This is a genomic window from Yoonia sp. JB2-21, assembly GCF_055693545.1.
Window position 1 is genome coordinate 1,445,651 of record NZ_JBVFUC010000001.1, and the last position, 18,584, is coordinate 1,464,234.

The 18,584-nt window shown below is 57.1% G+C and carries 19 protein-coding genes; 8 read left to right on the forward strand and 11 right to left on the reverse strand.

Annotated features, from left to right (window positions below; translation table 11 throughout):
* The first annotated feature begins 3 nt into the window (after nt 1–3).
* Nucleotides 4–192, forward strand: coding sequence for a hypothetical protein (locus tag ACZ1G5_RS07225; protein ID WP_472732199.1), 189 nt, complete (start codon nt 4–6; stop codon nt 190–192).
* On the opposite strand, the gene ACZ1G5_RS07230 is transcribed toward ACZ1G5_RS07225, so the two are convergent.
* The 6 genes from ACZ1G5_RS07230 to ACZ1G5_RS07255 form a co-directional block, all read right to left on the reverse strand.
* Nucleotides 189–1,076 (reverse strand): 4-(cytidine 5'-diphospho)-2-C-methyl-D-erythritol kinase, encoded by an 888-nt coding sequence (locus tag ACZ1G5_RS07230; RefSeq protein WP_472732200.1) that lies wholly within the window; start codon nt 1,074–1,076, stop codon nt 189–191. The two genes, ACZ1G5_RS07225 and ACZ1G5_RS07230, sit on opposite strands and share 4 nt — an antisense overlap.
* The gene (locus ACZ1G5_RS07235; protein WP_472732201.1) at nt 1,033–2,730 is read right to left on the reverse strand and encodes a tetratricopeptide repeat protein; all 1,698 of its coding nucleotides are present in this window, start codon (nt 2,728–2,730) and stop codon (nt 1,033–1,035) included. The genes ACZ1G5_RS07230 and ACZ1G5_RS07235 overlap by 44 nt, the downstream gene beginning before the upstream one ends.
* Nucleotides 2,731–3,005: 275 nt before the next feature.
* On the reverse strand, nt 3,006–3,512 hold the full coding sequence (locus tag ACZ1G5_RS07240; RefSeq protein WP_472732202.1) for a hypothetical protein: 507 nt from the start codon (nt 3,510–3,512) through the stop codon (nt 3,006–3,008).
* Entirely contained in the window at nt 3,509–4,750 is a 1,242-nt protein-coding gene (locus ACZ1G5_RS07245; protein ID WP_472734289.1) for a bifunctional folylpolyglutamate synthase/dihydrofolate synthase, read from the reverse strand. Before ACZ1G5_RS07245 ends, ACZ1G5_RS07240 begins: the two co-directional genes overlap by 4 nt.
* Before the next feature lie 29 nt (nt 4,751–4,779).
* Nucleotides 4,780–5,721: an acetyl-CoA carboxylase, carboxyltransferase subunit beta gene (accD, locus tag ACZ1G5_RS07250; RefSeq protein ID WP_472732203.1), complete on the reverse strand. Its 942-nt coding sequence runs from the start codon at nt 5,719–5,721 to the stop codon at nt 4,780–4,782.
* Between the two features lie 59 nt (nt 5,722–5,780).
* Entirely contained in the window at nt 5,781–6,626 is an 846-nt protein-coding gene (locus ACZ1G5_RS07255; protein WP_472732204.1) for a lysostaphin resistance A-like protein, read from the reverse strand.
* A 173-nt stretch (nt 6,627–6,799) separates the two neighbouring features.
* On the opposite strand from ACZ1G5_RS07255, the gene ilvD reads away from it, so the two are divergent.
* From ilvD to ACZ1G5_RS07280, 5 genes are all read left to right on the forward strand, one after another.
* Nucleotides 6,800–8,536, forward strand: coding sequence for a dihydroxy-acid dehydratase (gene ilvD / locus ACZ1G5_RS07260; RefSeq protein ID WP_472732205.1), 1,737 nt, complete (start codon nt 6,800–6,802; stop codon nt 8,534–8,536).
* Nucleotides 8,537–8,540: 4 nt separating this feature from the next.
* Nucleotides 8,541–9,158, forward strand: coding sequence for a dihydroxy-acid dehydratase (locus tag ACZ1G5_RS07265; protein ID WP_472732206.1), 618 nt, complete (start codon nt 8,541–8,543; stop codon nt 9,156–9,158).
* Nucleotides 9,159–9,219: 61 nt separating this feature from the next.
* A complete protein-coding gene (locus ACZ1G5_RS07270) occupies nt 9,220–9,993 on the forward strand; it encodes a DUF6478 family protein (protein ID WP_472732207.1) in 774 nt (257 codons plus the stop codon).
* A gap of 12 nt (nt 9,994–10,005) precedes the next feature.
* A complete protein-coding gene (locus tag ACZ1G5_RS07275; RefSeq protein ID WP_472732208.1) occupies nt 10,006–10,377 on the forward strand; it encodes a hypothetical protein in 372 nt (123 codons plus the stop codon).
* A gap of 124 nt (nt 10,378–10,501) precedes the next feature.
* A complete protein-coding gene (locus tag ACZ1G5_RS07280; RefSeq protein WP_472732209.1) occupies nt 10,502–10,993 on the forward strand; it encodes a fasciclin domain-containing protein in 492 nt (163 codons plus the stop codon).
* Between the two features lie 177 nt (nt 10,994–11,170).
* On the opposite strand, the gene ACZ1G5_RS07285 is transcribed toward ACZ1G5_RS07280, so the two are convergent.
* The 3 genes from ACZ1G5_RS07285 to ACZ1G5_RS07295 all read right to left on the reverse strand — a co-directional run bounded on the left by ACZ1G5_RS07285 (nt 11,171) and on the right by ACZ1G5_RS07295 (nt 13,578).
* Nucleotides 11,171–11,635: a hypothetical protein gene (locus ACZ1G5_RS07285; protein ID WP_472732210.1), complete on the reverse strand. Its 465-nt coding sequence runs from the start codon at nt 11,633–11,635 to the stop codon at nt 11,171–11,173.
* A 120-nt stretch (nt 11,636–11,755) separates the two neighbouring features.
* On the reverse strand, nt 11,756–12,598 hold the full coding sequence (locus tag ACZ1G5_RS07290; protein ID WP_472732211.1) for a sugar phosphate isomerase/epimerase family protein: 843 nt from the start codon (nt 12,596–12,598) through the stop codon (nt 11,756–11,758).
* On the reverse strand, nt 12,595–13,578 hold the full coding sequence (locus ACZ1G5_RS07295; protein WP_472732212.1) for a fatty acid desaturase: 984 nt from the start codon (nt 13,576–13,578) through the stop codon (nt 12,595–12,597). Before ACZ1G5_RS07295 ends, ACZ1G5_RS07290 begins: the two co-directional genes overlap by 4 nt.
* Nucleotides 13,579–13,873: 295 nt before the next feature.
* Here ACZ1G5_RS07295 and ACZ1G5_RS07300 point away from each other — a divergent pair, with 295 nt between their 5' ends.
* Nucleotides 13,874–15,898, forward strand: a complete 2,025-nt coding sequence (locus ACZ1G5_RS07300) for an FAD-dependent oxidoreductase (protein WP_472732213.1) — start codon at nt 13,874–13,876, stop codon at nt 15,896–15,898.
* 205 nt (nt 15,899–16,103) lie between these two features.
* Complete coding sequence (locus tag ACZ1G5_RS07305) at nt 16,104–17,009, forward strand: LysR family transcriptional regulator (RefSeq protein ID WP_472732214.1); 906 nt, start codon at nt 16,104–16,106, stop codon at nt 17,007–17,009.
* 68 nt (nt 17,010–17,077) lie between these two features.
* On the opposite strand, the gene ACZ1G5_RS07310 is transcribed toward ACZ1G5_RS07305, so the two are convergent.
* Both ACZ1G5_RS07310 and ACZ1G5_RS07315 read right to left on the reverse strand, forming a co-directional pair.
* On the reverse strand, nt 17,078–18,016 hold the full coding sequence (locus tag ACZ1G5_RS07310) for an OmpA family protein (protein WP_472732215.1): 939 nt from the start codon (nt 18,014–18,016) through the stop codon (nt 17,078–17,080).
* Entirely contained in the window at nt 18,013–18,579 is a 567-nt protein-coding gene (locus tag ACZ1G5_RS07315) for a peroxidase-related enzyme (protein ID WP_472732216.1), read from the reverse strand. The genes ACZ1G5_RS07310 and ACZ1G5_RS07315 overlap by 4 nt, the downstream gene beginning before the upstream one ends.
* Nucleotides 18,580–18,584 lie beyond the last annotated feature (5 nt).

The window sequence follows — 18,584 nt, forward strand, 5'->3', positions numbered from 1 at the left end:
AGCATGACGGACGCCACCGATTTCAGCAGTATCTCACGGGTCGCCAAGCAGCAGACCCCCAGCATGCCACTGCCTGCACCAGTGCCATTTGGCGTGCCCGTCCTGATTTCAGACTGCGCTAATCCACTTGCCGGGGAAACCCTGCTCAGCTTGTTGTGGAAGCGGATGGATCAATCCTCGGACGCTGACTAAAGTACCTCTGCCGGGGCAACCCACCATCCCATTTCGGCCACCTGCACGATCCGGGCCACATGCCGGGCCGTGGCCATATCCTTGACCAGCGCAAAGCAGGTTGCTCCTGATCCTGACATGCCAGCGACAGAGACGGCGGGCAGAGATTTCAGCTTGGCGATGGCTTTCGTGATGTCCGGCGCAATTACCTCTGCCGGGGCTTGCAGATCGTTGCGTTGGGCGGCCAGCCAACGCGCGAATGCGTCATAGTCCAACCCGTCAGGTAATTGCGTCATCGGCGTCCCGTCTTTGGTCGCAAGCCCTTTGAATACATGCGCTGTCGGCACCTCGACCGGGGGACGGACCAGAACTAACGCGCATTGAGGCAATGCCGCGACCGGCGATAACACATCCCCAATCCCCGACATGCGAACAGGACGCGGCGCATCGACACAGACGGGAACATCAGCGCCCAAGGCCACGACCTCTGCGGCTGTGGCAGGCAAGGGTGCGACGCTCCAAAGCTCGGCCAACATCGCCAAGGTCGCCGCCGCGTCCGATGATCCGCTGCCAATTCCAGCGGCATGTGGCAGGTGTTTTTCAAGGGTCAGGGCAGCACCCTGCGTCACCCCCCGGAACGCGCGCAATGTCTCGGCTGCGCGCATCATCAGGTTGGTATGATCGGTGGGCACGCCTGTCGAAAACGGTCCGCTGACCGATATTCGCAAATCAGGGGCAACACTCGCGCTCAGTTGATCCGCAACACCAGCAAACACCACCAGACTGTCAAGCAGATGATACCCGTCGTCGCGTTGACCGGTCACATGCAAGGTCAGGTTAACCTTGGCTGGGGCTGTGGCTTTAATCGTCGCCACTGGCAATTCGGATCGGGGCAAGCCCCTCATCCACCAGAACCAGATCTAACCCACGCTGCAACTTGTCACGGATCCGAAGCACTTCTTCCTCTTCCGGATCAAAAGACAAGGCGCGCTGCCATTGGAACCGGGCCTCGATCTCGCGGCCCACGGCCCAAAGCGCATCACCCAGATGGTCATTGATCACCGGATCAACCGGCACCAGTGATGCCGCGCGTTCAAGATGCACGACAGCCTCTTCATAGCGACCAAGCTGGAAATAAACCCAACCCAGGCTGTCTACAATTGCGCCATTTTCAGGTCGCGCTGCTGCCGCCGTCTCAATCATGCCCAGCGCTTCATCCAGCTTCTCACCGCGTTCAACGAGCGAGTAGCCCAGATAGTTCAACACTTGCGGATGATCCGGCTGCAACGCCAATGCGGCACGAAAATCGGCCTCTGCATTCGGCCAATCGTCAACTTTGTGATACGAAATCCCGCGGGTATAGTGCACAAACCAGCGGGCCCGGTGATCTTCGTCATAAAGCTCAAGGGCACGCGTGTACGTCCCGATTGCATCACCGTAGCGTTCGGCCTGCCGCAAAGTGTCACCTTTGGTGGAGTAGACCTCTGGCAAGTCAGGGTGGCTGCGGGTCAGCGCCTCAAGCACCTCGATTGCAGCATCGCTGCGGCCCGCATCGCGCAAGACCTCTGCCCGGCCAAGTTCAGCGGCGTGAAAAGATGGATCATCACGAGGAACAGTCCGGTAGGCCGAATTGGCAAGATCATATTGGCCCAGTTCCTCAAGCAAACCCGCGGCCATCAAGACAGCCGGGGTATGTTCGGGCCACAAGTATGTGGCAGCACGGGCATAAAGCAGCGTAAATTGCTTGGGGGCTTCATCTTGAACGAGGCCCGCAATCAAATGAAACAGATCAGCCAGTCCCTGTTCAGGGGTCCGCACGGCGCTGTAGGCAACCGCATCACCAGCCGCAATCTGGTCGCGCAGCGCAACGACACCTGCATCAAGTTGACTGCCGAAAATGCCATCAATAATTGCCAGCGCATCGTCGTTGCAGCCCAGCTGGCTGAGGATTTGCGCATGGGCGATCGCGCTTTGACGACTATATCGCATACCACCCGGCATCTCAGCGGCAAAGATCGCCTCTGCCCCCTCGAAATCACCGACGGACGCCAGCGCATACGCCTTGTGCGTCATGCCATAAACCATCATGCCATCAGTTTCGATCGCTTGATCAAAGCTGGCAATCGCCGCAGTCATATCACCCTGCCCGAGATGCGCCCAAGCCTGCGACAGACCGTCAACAAGTGGCCCCACGCTGCGTCCCGCTTCAAGCGCCGTAAAGATCCCGGCCCAGTTGCCGGACTTGGCATCGGCAACCTTCAGCGTCAGATTTGCGACCTGACTGTCATAGCCTTGGTCGACGATAGACTGCGCAATCGGTATCGCGCGTTCAAATTGCCCGAGTGCGATAAATGACACCATCGCGTTTTCCAGCAGATAGGCATTAGAGGGATCCGCAATCAGACCTTGCGAAAAATATTGCGACGCTTGCACAAAGTCGTTTGCAATCCCGGCCTGACGGCCTGCCAGATAGGCCCCCGCATCCGGATCAGAAAAGGATGGGCCAGAACCCACAATCGCGAGAGCCGTCAAAGCCCAAAAAAATGAACGTTTCAACACAGTTTCGTCATACCCTTCGCTGGCAGTCGTCGCACCCTAGTCAGCGAAACGCTTGCATGCAAACGCGACAAAGTCGCGGCGGCAAATTGTTGCGGGTTTGGCATTTTGGCAGCGGAACAGCAGGGGTACAAAAAACAAAAAGACGGATCTTTGCGACCCATCTTCTTGCCCTGCCAATACTGCTCGCCCACGCCTATTAAATATGGCGCTTCACGTTAGAAGCGACACTAAGCGATGAAGTGATCTCGGCGTCAAGGGACTGATTCGCGAATCGGTCAACTTGTTGGGGCGTAAACCCGACAAAGTGGGTCAACGGGCACCGGGCTGACAAGGAATGGCGTCTCAGGCGGCATTCCACTTTCTTCCACCCAAACGCCATTCAGGCAAAAATCCTGTGCGTAGTTGCCAAGGTTAAAACCAAAACCCGGATTGCCACAGTCGGTGGCCGTACCGTCCGCATTCCACGCCTGGCTGACACCAAGGCCCATTTCGCCCGGCGTCATGAACACGCTGCGCCCTGGATCATAATTCAAAAGCCACGATGCCCCCTCGGCCCGTGTGCTCATATCCCATTTCCCCAACAACTGACTGTTTTGATATCCGGCAATCTTGAACAGCGTTACATCGTCTTGGGTGACAACCGGTTTGTTAAGCGCGCTGGGATTGATCGTCATCTGCCCGGTCATCGTATAGCCATTCGCCCCCTGCCAGCAGAAATAGAAATCTGCGGCGTTGGCCTGCGTGCCGACAAGCGACAGTGCGAAGGCCAGATGCCGGATCATGCCGCATTCTCCCGCATTACGTGCCCCGCAAGATAGAGCGACCCGCAGATCAGGATGCGCGCATTTGGCTCAGAGTCCTTGATACTCTTGATCGCCCGCCAGATATCCGGGGCCTCCATCCCGGGCAAACCAACTCTTTCGGCCTCCGTCGCCGTTTCTGTGGCCGTCAGCGTTGCCGCTTCACCGGGGATCGACACGGCGGTCAGACTTTCGGCGATTTCCGAAAGATGACGCAGATACCCTCCCACATCCTTGGTCTTCAACATCCCGCAGATCAAATGAGTCGGGCGGTCAGGCTGGCCGCGTAGCGTGTCCGCCAAGGCTTTGCCTGCCGCCGGGTTGTGCCCACCGTCCAACCAAAGCTCGGCCGGGGCTGCCCAATCCACCAACGCCCCTTGGGTCAGTTTTTCCATTCGTGCAGGCCAATAAGCTTGGGTCACCGCAGCCTCGCAAGCCGCCTCGTCCTTGCCCAAAGCGCGCAGGGCGGCAATCGCGGCACCCGCATTGCTGACCTGATGTGGTCCACGCAGGTAAGGCATCGGCAAATCAATCAGTCCTGTCTCATCCTGATAGATCAGCCGATCACGCTCAGTGCTCACATGCCAGTGCTGACCATACGCCAGAAGCGGCGCGCCGAGCGTCGCCGCCCGCGCCTCGATCACTTCCATCGCCTCATCATGTTGTGGACCAACGATACAGGGCACGCCGCGCTTCATGATGCCCGCCTTTTCACCCGCAATCGCAGCCAATGTATCACCAAGGAACTGTTGATGGTCCAGATCAACCGGGGTGATAATCGTAATCGCCGGATCAGAGATCACGTTCGTCGCGTCCAGACGACCGCCAAGGCCAACTTCCAGCAGCGTGTAATCAGCAGGTGTTTCAGCAAAGGCCAACAAACCGGCAACAGTCGTAATCTCAAAGTACGTAATCGGCGCGGGTCCGTTCGCTACATAGCAGCGATCCAGCACATCCGTCAGTGCCTCTTCTGTGATCAGGGCACCAGCCAGCCTGATACGTTCGTGAAAACGCGCGAGATGCGGCGAGGTGTAGGCATGCACGCGCGACCTGCCCGCCTCAAGCCCGGCGCGGATCATCGCCTGGGTGGATCCCTTGCCATTGGTCCCGGCCACATGCACGACGGGCGGCAATCGGTCTTGCGGATTACCCACAGCCTCCAGCAGCCGCCAGACACGATCCAAGGTCAGATCAATGACCTTGGGGTGCAGGGTCATCATCCGTTCCAGGATCACGTCCGACGATTGGGTCACTTGGCGTCTTCCGGGGTGATCGGGTCTTCAAGCTTTAGCGTGGCTTCAGACGTAATCTCTGGCGCGGGCAGATCACCCTTCACAGGCGGCTCTTGCTTCATCAGCAGGCGTACAATCGTCACCAGCTCATCCTTGAGAGCGGTGCGCATCGTCACGCGGTCCAGCATCCCGTGATCCAGCAGATATTCGGCGCGCTGGAACCCTTCGGGCAGTTTTTCCCCAATGGTCTGTTCGATCACGCGGGCACCGGCAAAGCCAATCAGCGCGTTGGGTTCTGCAATCTGAACGTCGCCCAGCATCGCATATGACGCGGTCACGCCACCCGTTGTCGGGTGCGTCAGAACAACAATATACGGCAGGCCTGCTTCTTTCAGCATTTGCACCGCAATCGTTGTACGCGGCATCTGCATCAGACCCAGAATGCCTTCTTGCATCCGTGCGCCACCAGCTGCCGAAAACAGGATCAGCGGGCGTTTGAGTGCAATCGCACGCTCAGCAGCAGCGACAATCGCGTTGCCGACATACATCGACATTGAACCGCCCATGAAGGAAAAATCCTGCACTGCAACGACAACACCGGTACGGCCCATCTCGCCCTCGGCCACCAGCATCGCATCGCGTTCTCCGGTTTTCTTGCGGGCCTCTTTGATGCGGTCGGTATAGCGTTTCTGATCGCGGAAATGCAGCGGGTCCGCAACCGGCTCAGGCACATCAACCTCGACAAAGACACCGCCATCAAAAATCGACCGCAGACGATCCCGCGCGCCAATTGCCATATGGTGATCGCAATTCGTGCAGACGTTCAGATTGTCGGCCAATTCGCGGTGAAACAGCATGGTGCCGCAGTCATCACACTTCGTCCACAAATTGTCCGGCACTTCGCGACGCGAAAAGAGCGAGTTGATGGTGGGGCGGACGTAGTTCGTAATCCAGTTCATAAGCGGGCCTTCGCACGATGTTCAGCCTTTGAGATATGACGGAGCGTCACGAATTGCAATCAGCGCCGCACGGCAATCCGCGCCGCCAGCCACATGATCGCAACAGAGATCAGCATCGTCAGCAATTGAAAGATGACCCAAGGTGTGAACAAGGCCTCAAATCCATAACTATATAGCGCAGGGTCCTCATAGGGATACAGAAACAACGCCAATCCTGACGATGGCCAATCCTTCACACTGACGATCAGCAAGGCAAAGGCGTTATTTGCCAGATGCAGGCCGATGGCTGCGCCTAGGTTTCCCGTCCGCGCGGTCAGATCGGCACAGGCCAGGCCCAGAAACGTGGCCCAGATCGCCCAGATGGTGCCCTCTGCCGCACCATTCCCGTTCCAAAAGTGTAACATGCCAAACATCGCCGATGGCACGAACATCCAGACCCAACGACTTCTGGAGATACAGGCGAGCTGCTGTTGCAGGTAGCCGCGAAAAAAGATCTCTTCGGTGCCGACCTGTATCAGCAAGGCAACCAAGGCAAATGGGATCAGCGTCACCCATGCGCCAAAATTTCGGACTTCCGCAAGATCGCCGATATTGATCCACGGCGGCAACAGTTCCAAAATCAACAACCAAATCGCAACGGCCCATGACACGCGGATCAAGTCGCGTTTCGCCGCCGCGGCAGGCCCAATCAGCGACCAGAACCCCCGTCCGTGGATAAGGCGCAGCAAGATCAGAAACCCGACCCCGGATATGCCAAAAGACGCAAACTGCGTCAGCGTCCCAAATGCGGTCACACCATCGTAAAACGCATCCACCGCCGCCTGCGTTGGCAGGAACGCCGCAAAAATGCGGGGGATAGAGCAAAGACGATCTCGAAGGTGACAACCATCAGCAAGACGCGCCACATCTCGCGGGCGTGCCAAGCGGGGCGGATAAACCCGCGATGTGCTGCATAGGGATCGGCCATTGCGCGACATTATCCCACGCGCGACCAACTGCAACGCCTGTTTGGAGGGCTTGCGCCGGACCTGCCCACTATTTAGACCCGTTTCAACGAGTTCGCGAGGAGACACCCCAGATGCCCAAAGATCATCCGGTCGATAAGACTAACCTGCCCAGCCGCCATGTCACCGAAGGCCCGTCGCGCGCGCCGCATCGGTCCTATTTTTATGCAATGGGTCTGGATGAAGAGGCGATCAAACAGCCTTGGGTTGGTGTCGCAACCTGCTGGAACGAGGCGGCACCTTGTAACATCGCGCTGAACCGTCAGGCGCAATCGGTCAAACTGGGCGTCAAAAAGGCCAACGGGACACCGCGTGAGTTTACGACAATCACCGTCACTGACGGCATCGCAATGGGTCACGAGGGCATGCGTTCGTCGCTCGCCTCGCGTGAGGCGATCACCGATACAGTTGAACTGACCATGCGGGGCCACTGCTATGACGCCTTGGTCGGTTTGGCCGGTTGTGACAAATCCTTGCCCGGCATGATGATGGCGATGGTGCGTTTGAACGTACCGTCTGTCTTTATCTACGGCGGCTCCATCCTGCCCGGTCGTTTGGACGGCAAAGATGTGACCGTGCAGGATGTGTTCGAGGCTGTGGGCAAGCACCAAGCAGGCAATATGTCTGATGCAGAACTGGAAGTGTTGGAGCGGGTGGCATGCCCATCTGCCGGTGCCTGTGGTGGTCAATTTACGGCGAACACGATGGCCTGTGTGTCTGAGGCGATCGGTCTTGCGCTCATGAATTCATCTGGTGCGCCCGCCCCATACGAAAGCCGCGATCAGTATGGCATCGCGTCGGGCGAAGCCGTGATGAACCTGATTGAAAAGAACATCCGCGCACGTGACGTGGTGACCCGCAAGTCACTGGAAAATGCGGCCCGCGTTGTGGCCTGTACCGGTGGGTCCACCAACGCTGGTCTTCACCTGCCTGCGATTGCACATGAAGCCGGCATCGACTTCGACCTCTTTGATGTTTGCGACATCTTCCGTGACACACCTTACTTCGTGGATCTCAAACCCGGCGGTCAGTATGTGGCCAAGGACCTTTATGAAGCAGGCGGCGTACCTGTCGTGCTGAAGGAACTGCGCAAGGCCGGTCTGATCCACGAGGATTGCATGACCGCATCGGGCCGGACCATGGGCGAAGAGCTGGATATGATCGAAGGCGAAGCCGATAACAAAGTCATCTACTCCATCGAAAACCCGCTGACGCCAACGGGTGGTGTTGTCGGGCTCAAAGGCAATCTTGCCCCCGAAGGTGCGATTGTGAAGGTCGCGGGCATGAACACGCAAGAGCAATCCTTTACCGGTCCCGCCCGTTGTTTTGAGTCTGAAGAAGAAGCATTTGAGGCCGTGAAAGCCCGCCAATATGAAGAAGGCGAAGTGCTGGTTATCCGCAACGAGGGCCCATCAGGTGGCCCAGGCATGCGCGAGATGTTGGCAACCACAGCGGCGCTGTCGGGCCAAGGCATGGGCAAGAAGGTTGCGCTCATTACTGATGGTCGTTTCTCGGGTGCGACGCGCGGGTTCTGCGTGGGCCACGTCGGGCCAGAGGCGGCACATGGCGGCCCGATTGGTTTGTTGGAAAACGGCGATGTGATCACGATCAACGCGATCACAGGCGAGTTGTCGGTGGATCTCAGCGACGAAGAACTGGCGACACGCAAGGCCAACTGGAAGGGTCCCAAAGAGACGATCTATGCGTCCGGTGCCCTGTGGAAATACGCCCAGTTGGTTGGCGGTGCCCGTTTGGGTGCCGTAACGCATCCCGGCGCAAAAGACGAAAAACACATCTATATGGATCTTTGATCGCATGATCCGCCCCCTCATCGGGTTTTGTGCAGCGCTGAGCATCACTGCCTGCGCCGAACCAGACAGTACGCCGACACGCTCTGTATCACTTGGGCAAGGAGAGGTTATTGCAACCTCTCCCGCCGGCTATTGCATCGACGATGTCGCAAGCCAACCGGCGAATGATTTTGCCGTTCTGACGCCCTGCATGTCCTTAGGCACCGATGATGACATCCCAGAGCTGATTGGATTTGCGACCGTTCAGGTCGGCCCAGCCGAAAGCGGCAGCATCGCCACAGATGAGATAGCGCTACGAGACTATCTGATCACAGATGATGGCATAAGCCTGCTCAGCCAAACGGGCGACGCAACAGAGGTCAACGTGCTGTCGACGCAGGCCTCTAACAGTCAGGTCATGATCCACTTCTCCGATGAAGGTCCGCCGCCCCTCGCGGGGCTGCAGCGTGAAGAATGGCGTGCGTTTGCGAATGTAAATGGCCGGTTGGTGACAATTGGCGTGCGTGGATTAGAAATGGCACCACTTCAAGAGGGTCCCGGGGCGACGTTGCTAAAGTCGATACTTGCAGGTGTCCAAGCCGCCGCGACCGTCGGCATAGATGGTGATACCCCAGACGTCTGAACGGTTTTCTTTGCCGTGCTTGTTTGGCACACTCCGGCTAGATAGAGGACAGCTGCCCAAAATGCCTTTCCCTTTGCCCGGCCCTATCGACAGATACCTTCAGCGCCGCGTCATTCGGCGCTGGCGCGAGGAAACACGTGCAACAGCGGACATGTCGCTGACGACGCTTGATCGCAAAAACGAAGTCGCCACAAAGCTGCTGCGCCACGTCAGTGCGTTCAAGCTAGAGGCCGACAGCCGCCTTGCACTCCCCAAGATCGGCTCTTCTACATTCCCAAATCCACCCGGGACCGATTGGGCTTGGCGTCCGAAACCTTGGCGTGCTCACGTCGCTGCGGGTGGGATCGCCCCGGCGCTGTCAAAAATGGAACTGACCAATGAGTTGGTCATTTTTCACGACTGCCGACGCGCCGAAGTCAGTCTTCGCCAAGACCGCAACAGCCGCGAAACAGATCTGGCGCCGTTTTCTGTCGCACTGGAAGTCTTTCATTTCGAGGGGAGCTACCTGTCACTTGTGATCGAGGTACCACGCGCGTCCTGCGAAGGTCTGCGCAAGCGCCATCTGATCCGGCTTGCTGCCATTATCGAACGTGAACAGCCAACAGAAATTCACGCCCGGCTGAACGTAAAAAACGGCCCCAACACCGAACAGCTATTGCTGACACTTCCCAGCAACGCCGCCGAAGCTATCGTCGAATTTGATCTCGCCTATAGCGGGCTGAACGAAAAGAGGGCTGATCGCATGTGGGTCGATCTGCTGATCGAGAAGCCCGCGATGAACAAGATCACCTTCCGCGACCTGACGCTTTGTCGATACCCGCGGGCCGATCTTTAGGAAAAACATGCGATGGGCACATATCACTTCATAAATACGCAAATCAAAGGCGGCGTTTGGCAGGGTGACTTTGTCGGGGCTGAAGGGGCACACCCACATCTCGTCGTCACGCACCTTGGCGCGCCCCTTGATCATGTGACGTTTCATCATGATGACACGCTTGATGTGTGGCGGGTGTCAGTGCCGATCCCGCCCGCCTTGATCAATGATGGCGTTCAAACTTTTGTGGTCAGCGATGCGCAACAAAAGACGTTGACCAGTTTCACCATCGTGGCGGGTGAACCGCTCGCGGATGATCTGCGTGCTGAAATCGCGCTTCTGCGCGGGGAACTGGAACTGCTGAAAAAGGCCTTTCGCAAACAGCGCCATGAAAATAACGACTGACTACGTACAACGTGCGCTTTTGGATGCATATAATACGATACATAAACTCATTGTCAGAATGACAACCAATCCTGATCTCGTTCCGTAACAAGCTTGTTAACAGGGACTCGAAAGGACCAATACAATGAACCGTCGCTTTGCTATTAAATCTACCATTCTCGCTGTGGGTGTTGCCGCTGCCGCCGCTTGTGCACCCATGATGGAAAAAGAGCCCGATATCGTCGATATCGCTGCATCCAACGGTAGCTTCAACACACTCGTCGCTGCCGTGACTGCCGCAGGCCTCGTCGATACACTCAAGAGCGAAGGTCCCTTTACAGTCTTCGCCCCAACTGATGCCGCCTTCGCAGCATTGCCGGCTGGCACCGTCGACAGCCTGCTGTTGCCAGAAAACAAGGATCAGCTTGTTGCGATCCTGACGTACCACGTCGTGCCGGGGGCTGTGACATCCGACCAACTGGCCGGTCAGCACCTTGATGTGGCTACCGTAAACGGCGCAGAAGTGCGCGTGAACGGAAGCAATGGCGTGAAAGTCAACGACGCGACCGTAACAACTGCGGACATCATCGCCTCCAACGGCGTGATCCACGTGATCGACAGCGTTCTGCTGCCTTAAGCACTGACTTCATCTGGCCGCTTACTCTCCCCCGATGCGCGGTCGGGTGGCCCGTCTGGGCGCATGAGACCCCACCGCTGACAGGCGGTGGGGTCTTTTTTGAGGGCTTGTGCAATTGGAAGGTTAACCAGGTTCAAGCAAAATCAAAGCGCACGCCGCTTCCAGCAGACAACATATTCAGCAGTCCAACGTCACCACCGAATAGACGGCGCGCCCGTAGCCGGTGATCCAGTTAATCTGATCATCCGATCTACATTGCGTAAGAGATCTAACCGTACGCAGAATGCTTTCATCGCTGGACTGCGGTTCAAATCTCCAAATCGTATCGACACGTTGACCAACGATGAAATTGTGTGCGTCAACACGCACTTGCATGAAACCCATTGCAAAATCGTCGACTTGAACATTCAGCAACTCTGGCGCTGCGAAATATGTTCTGCCACCGTCCGCGGCCTGAATTGCGGCATCTTGCAGTGGCGTAGAAACGCCGGTCTGCTTGAACTGATTTGTATCTATTTCATAGACCGGTAGCGCGGATGTGCCCGCGTTTGTCGGTGTATCAATTGTTTGGGTACTGGTTGGCGTGTTGGTACATGCAGTAAGCAAAGCGATCGCAAAAACAATGCTGAGTGTCTTGTTCATTCCCGTTCCTCAATAGAGCGATGTTCATCGGTTCAATGCAACCGGACATAGCAGTGCGGTGCGATTCATCAAAGTCTGAACTCTTTTGCAGGGTGCACAAATGACTGCGGTTAGCGAGGTCTACCCATCCCCGCCAAGCTCATCCCAAATCTCCCGCACCCAGCCTTTGATCACCTGCGCCTCGGCCCAGCGATCTGACATCTCGCGCCCATCTGGCCCAGTCATCGCATACTCCGGCGGCCCCAGTTCGCAGACAAAGATGCAGTCGCCTGACGGATTGCGCGCACGCCAATCAGCCAGCCCTTCGCGCCACCAACCTTTGAATAGCTCCACCCATTTCTGATGCTGGGGAAAGTCCAGTTGCAATTGGATTTGCTGTCGTGACGCCACCCGGCCTTGAAAGCTGTCTGATCGTTGCAGGATGCGGCTCATCAACCCAAGGTCATGATCGGACAGCGGAAACCAAAATTCGCGGTCCACCACGTAATGCGACAGGTCCGCACAAATCCGCATGTCCGGGATACGGTCCAGCAGTTGCAGCGTGGTGTAAAGGTCGTTGGTAATGCAGTTCCGGTGCGTCTCAAACTGGACAGGCACGCCGATGCGGTCGGCCATCCCCATCCACGTCTCAATCACCGGCACCATATCGTCGAGTGCAATAGGCATGACCTGCCCGATCACATCAACAAAGGGCGCGCCGAAATCAGCGGCCATATGCAGCGTGTCTTCCAGGCTTTCGATGGTCTTGGGAAAGGCCACGATCAGCGGCGTCAGCCCATTCGCTTCCATATGGGGCCGCACCGCATGGGCGACGGCCACATCCGACGCGCCCAGATCAATCGCCATGCCGTCAAAGCCTGCGCCGCTTACCATTTCACAAACCTGATCATAGGGCAGTTTCACGCCCGTCTGGTCATGCGGCTGCATCGCCCAAAGCGAGGTGTAGACCTTTAGTCGCCTCACTCGGCGGGCATCCGTGTCACGCGGCCGCCACTGCGGGGGATGATCCAGACTTCATCCATCGGGTATTGGCTTTCGTCTTTGGCCATCAGCTTGCCGATGACCTCACGCTGAAATTCCAGCCAACCCATGCGGTGGACTTCGCCTGCTTTGTCCTCGATCCGGTCGTTCAATTCGCGCAGCTTCCAGAACGGCACGGCAGGAAACGTGTGATGCGCTGTGTGATACGGCATCTGCCAGCACAGCCAGTTTTGTAGCGCATTGGCGCGGGTGGATCGGGTGTTTTCCATGATGTCATTCTCATGGGACAGCCCCAGATGCTCGATCGTGTTTTGCAACTGGTGGATGGGTTTCGACAGGACCATCGGGATGATCCAGAATGTCAGTGCAGCACATGATGAAAAGAGCACCGAAAGCAGCGCAATCACGGCATAGCCCAGTACATGCAGGCGGCTTTCAAAAATCACGCGGGCTTCTTCCTCGGTGCGGATGAAAGGTTCAACAATCACCCCATAGGCGCGGCGTGACACGCCCAAGACGCGATTACGCCAATAGGTGATCCCGCTTAGCCACAGCAGATAGGTGGTCAGCGTATAGGGTTCGCGCACCAATTCGCCATCGCGATCCCAGTCTTGGGTGTATTGGTGATGCGCGAAATGCATGATCTGGTCGAAATCGCGGGGGAATATCTGGATGAACCCGATGATGCGGCCAAAGACCTCATTCAGTTTGCGGGTTTTGAAGACCGTCGCATGGGACAACTCATGCTGGGCGGCATAGAGAAAATTCAACAAAACACCCAAGGCCAGCCCGGTGACCCAAACCCAACCCGTGCCCATCGCCATCGCGTGCAGAATACCCACGACAAAGATCGCGCCCATATGACTGGCCATTTGAAGGCCACCTTGCAGGTCGGACCGTTCTGACAACGCCCGCAGTTCGGCTGGCGTCAGCAGCTTGCGCCGGGAAAAGCTCGCTTCCATTTCGCACTCCAATTGATTGGCCAAAGCCTAGCCAGTCGCCCGTCATTGGCAAAGTGTTAACAACTGCGCAGCGCACGCAGCGTTAACCATGGGCAACCTGTACAACTGTACATACAGCTTCTGTACAGCAAATGTACGCATTCTGCATCCGCCAAACCCCTGTTTTTCAAAGCTGTTAACAGCGCGCAGCCTTGTCCGGCCATCCAAAGGCCACATCGCGTTAACCTCTGACGCCACGTTGAGGATGACGACCGCCTCACATTTCGCCATGATTGCCAAAAGCGGAGGCACTTTCATGACCCAATATCCCCATCTTCTGTCCCCCCTCGATCTGGGCTTCACGACGCTGAAGAACCGCGTGTTGATGGGGTCGATGCACACCGGGCTGGAAGAGACAAAGGATTGGAACCGTGTGGCCGAGTTTTATGCCGAACGCGCCCGTGGCGATGTCGCATTGATGGTCACAGGCGGGATGGCTCCCAATACCGAAGGCGGCGTATTTCCGGGGGCTGCGGGTCTTTATTCGGATGAAGATATCGCGAACCACCGCATCGTGACCGACCGGGTGCATGACGCCGGTGGCAGGATCGCGATGCAGATTTTGCACGCGGGCCGATATGCCTATTCGCCCGCCTGTGTCGCACCCTCCGCTGTCAAATCCCCGATCTCGCCTTTCCCGCCCAAGGAATTGGACGAGGCGGGCATTGAGAAACAGATCAGCGACATTGTCACCGCCGCGACCCGCGCAAAAGAGGCCGGGTATGACGGGGTGGAGGTGATGGGCTCTGAAGGGTATTTCATCAATCAGTTCCTTGTCACCCACACCAACAAGCGCACGGATCGTTGGGGCGGATCATACGAAAACCGCATGCGCCTGCCGATTGAGATTGTACGCCGAGTGCGCGAGGCGGTCGGAACCGACTTTATCCTGATTTATCGGCTTTCAATGATTGACCTCGTGCCAAACGGATCAACATGGGAAGAGGTCGTGCAACTGGCCAAAGCTGTTGAGGCGGCAGGTGCCACAATGCTGAATACCGGCATCGGCTGGCATGAGGCGCGCATCCCCACCATCGCGACGTCGGTGCCGCGCAGAGCGTTCACCTGGGTCACCAAAAAGCTGATGGGCGAAGTTCATATCCCGATCATCACGTCCAACCGCATCAACATGCCTGAAGTCGCCGAAGATGTGCTGTCGGATGGGTGCGCTGATATGGTGAGCATGGCGCGCCCCTTCCTCGCAGACGCCGATTTTGTCGCGAAGGCTGCTGCCGGAAAAGCCAAAGAAATCGCCCCCTGCATCGCCTGCAACCAGGCCTGCCTTGATCATACATTCAGTGGCAAGCTTTCATCCTGCCTTGTGAACCCGCGCGCTTGTCACGAAACGGAACTGACGCTTGAACCTACAGCCGCGCCAAAGACAATCGCAGTTGTCGGCGCGGGTCCGGCCGGGCTTTCATCTGCGCTTGCCGCATCAGAACGGGGCCATTCCGTCACCATATTTGATAAGGCCGAAGAAATTGGCGGCCAGCTGAACATGGCCAAGCAAGTGCCCGGCAAAGAAGAATTCTGGGGGCTGGTCGATTACTATCGCACAATGGTCGCAAAGGCAGGCATCACCCTGAAGCTTGGCACGACGGCAACAACAGACGCTCTGGCCGATTTTGACGAGATCATCATCGCCACCGGTGTCGCACCCCGCGATCCCGAAATTCCGGGGCAAGACGGCCCAAATGTGCTGTCCTATATTGATGTCCTGCGCGGAAAGGCCAGCGTTGGCAAAACGGTCGCGGTGATTGGCGCAGGCGGCATTGGCTTTGACGTCGCCGAATTCCTCGTCACTGATGACAGCCCGACAGCGGACCTTGATGAATGGCTTTCGGAATGGGGTGTCGATGATCCTGCCACGACACGCGGCGGTTTGCGGCCCGAAGGGCCAAAGCCGGATGCGCCGGTCCGGCAGGTCACGTTGCTGCAACGCAAGTCCGAGAAGCTGGGTAAGCGACTGGGCAAGACGACAGGTTGGATCCACCGGGCCGGGCTTCAAATGAAGAATGTCCAAATGATTGGTGGCGTGAACTACGAAAAGATTGATGCTGAGGGGCTGCATATCAGCCACGGCGAAGCACGCGAGAACCCAAAGGTGATTGCGGCTGATACTGTTGTGCTTTGCGCCGGTCAGATCCCGCAGCGCGCTCTTGCCGATGAATTGATCGCGCAAGGCCGATCCGTTCACGTCATTGGTGGTGCAGACGTGGCAGCCGAACTGGACGCAAAGCGTGCCATTGATCAGGGAACACGATTGGCCGCCCGCCTATAGGTTCGTCCAATTGCGACGGCTCTGGGCCGGCGCGGAAACGTCAATTCCCTTTTCTATATAGCATTTTCCCAAGAAACAGCTGTTTCCGCATCGGCACCAAAACTGATTCATACCCCGGTATTGTCAGGCATTTGTCCCATTCCTGCCTGATTTCACCGTCAGACAATCAACAACGGTATCAAAATAAGCGTATTGGGAAACTCATATGGATCGTCTGACGGAAATGGAGGCCTTTGCCACGGTTGTGGACCAAGGCGGTTTTACAGATGCAGCCAAGAAAATGGGTATTTCCAAGTCCGCTGTTTCCAAACATGTCTCATCACTTGAAGCGCGCCTTGGCGCACGTCTGCTCAACCGGACGACCCGCCGCGTGAGCCCAACCGAAATCGGTCTGGCCTATTATGATCGCGCCCGTCGTGTGCTGAATGACGCTGGCGAGGCTGATGCGTTGGTCACGTCCATGCAATCTGCGCCTTCGGGCCTGTTACGCATCAGCGTTGCGACCGACTTTGGTGTGAATCATCTTTCCCCCGTTCTGGGCGACTTTCTGGCTGAATTCCCTGATATCACAGTGAATATGGCTCTGAATAACCGCTACGTTGAGCTGATTTCAGAAGGGTTTGACATGGCCGTCCGCATTGGTGAGCTGGAAGACAGCACGCTGCGCGCCCGCAAACTGACCGAGACAACAAAGCGTATGATCGCGAGCCCCGCTTATTTTGAGCAATACGGCCGCCCCGAAAAAATCGACGACCTGAATGAGCATAAGTTGCTGCACTATTCCAACCAGGCAAACTCTGCCGTTTGGAAACTGACAGCACCATCAGGCGAAAAACGTCAGGTTCGCACAGCCGGTTGGCTGACCGTGAACGACGGGCAATCCTTGCTGAACGCTTGCGTTGGCGGTCTTGGTATCGCCTATCTGCCCAGCTTTCTTTATGCCGACGCCATGAGCCAAGGGCTGGTTGAGGTCGCAATCCCCGATCTGCCGGTTGAGACCCAAGGCATCTATGCGGTCTATCCGCCGGGCCGCTTTACGCAGCCTAAGGTCCGCGCCTTCATCGACTTTCTTGCACATGCTTTCGTCGATAAAGGCCCCGATATTTGGTAATTTTCCCAAGGTGTTCTGTCACCTCACTGGCGCGGCCGCGTTTTGGCCGCGCTTTTTTTGTGTCACGCCTACTCTTGCGTTGACGTAACAATCACCTCGACCCGCCTGTTCGCCTCGCGGCCTGCTTCGGTCAGGTTCGTGGCAATCGGAGCAAGATATCCCATGCCTTCGGCTTCAAGCTGATTGCGGTCAACGCCATAATCGCTGACCAGTCGTTCAAGAACAGACGCCGCACGGCGTTTCGACAAGGCGATGTTTGCGTCCAGTGACCCCGCGGAGTCTGTGTGCCCGACAAGCGCAACAGTCCGGTCTGGAAAGCGACGCAGGTAGTCGGCCAGTGCCTGCAGCGATGGGTAGTCTCCCTCACTGAGTTGAGCCGACCCTGTCTCGAAACTCAAATCATTCAGGACGGACCGCCCCACGTCGGTCAACTGATCCGGCAATCCGGCATCAGGTGCCGCACCAAAGGACCGCAGCGCCGGCGCTTGCGCCGATGCAATTGTGCTTGGCTCCTCTGTCAGAGGTCCGATATGCGTTACCTGAACAAATCCAGCCTCGGCGGTTCGGCTGGCAAAAAGCGTCAGGTGTTCGGGGCCGTCCGGCCCGGTTCGTTCTGCCGCCAGAAACCGAAAGTCACCAAGATTGATCCGCATCTCGGGCGGCGGCAGTGTCACGATCCCAAAGCGAAAATCAAAGCCACCGCAAGCTTCGGTTTGACACTCAAAGATGATCCGGTAGCGGCCATTGCGGAGCTGTTCACGCAAAGGTCGGACCAGTTGCAGCGTCGTCAGGGCTGCGGCTTCGATCCGCCAGGCCTGTTGGGTCACCTGCCCCTCAACCGTCTGCACCGGTAGGCCATCATTTTCCCAGATACCCATTGGCAGATCATAGCTATCTGCCGGGTTGATCACCTCGGCCTGCAAACTCGCATTGCTTGGAAAATCCAGTGTCTGCGCCTGTGCCACACTACCGGCAACGGCCAAAAGTGCGGCAAAAAAGCGGATCATCGGGCCTGCGCGTGATAGTCGTCGTTGGGGCGCATATCGGTGGCCGAAGCGATCCGATTGCTCATGTTGTAAAAACCCGTGACCGCTGCGATATCCCAGATGTCGCGGTCCGAAAATCCGACCTGACGCAAAGCATCACGGTCTTTTTCTTCGATCTTGGCGCTGGCGACTGTCATCAATTCTGCGAACTCGAGCATCGCCTTTTGGCGTGCATCAAGCGGTGCCACCCGCCAATTCATTACCAGCATTTCCCCAAGCTGCGGATCACCAGACAGGTGACGTACCGCGGCCCCATGCGCTGTCAGGCAATAGTAGCATTTGTTAATGGATGACACGGTCACCGCGATCATCTCGCGTTCAAGTTTGGAAAGCCCCGAATCCGCCAGCATCACATCGTTATATAGCGCCGTAAAAGCGTTCAGCTTGTCGATATCAAATGCATAGGCCTGCAGCACATTGGGGATCATCCCCAGCTTTTCTGTGCAGACATCAAAGTATTTTTGGGTCGCGTCTGGCAAGGGATCCACCATCGGCAGATCAAGGGCGGTAGGTTGGTCAGTCACGCGTC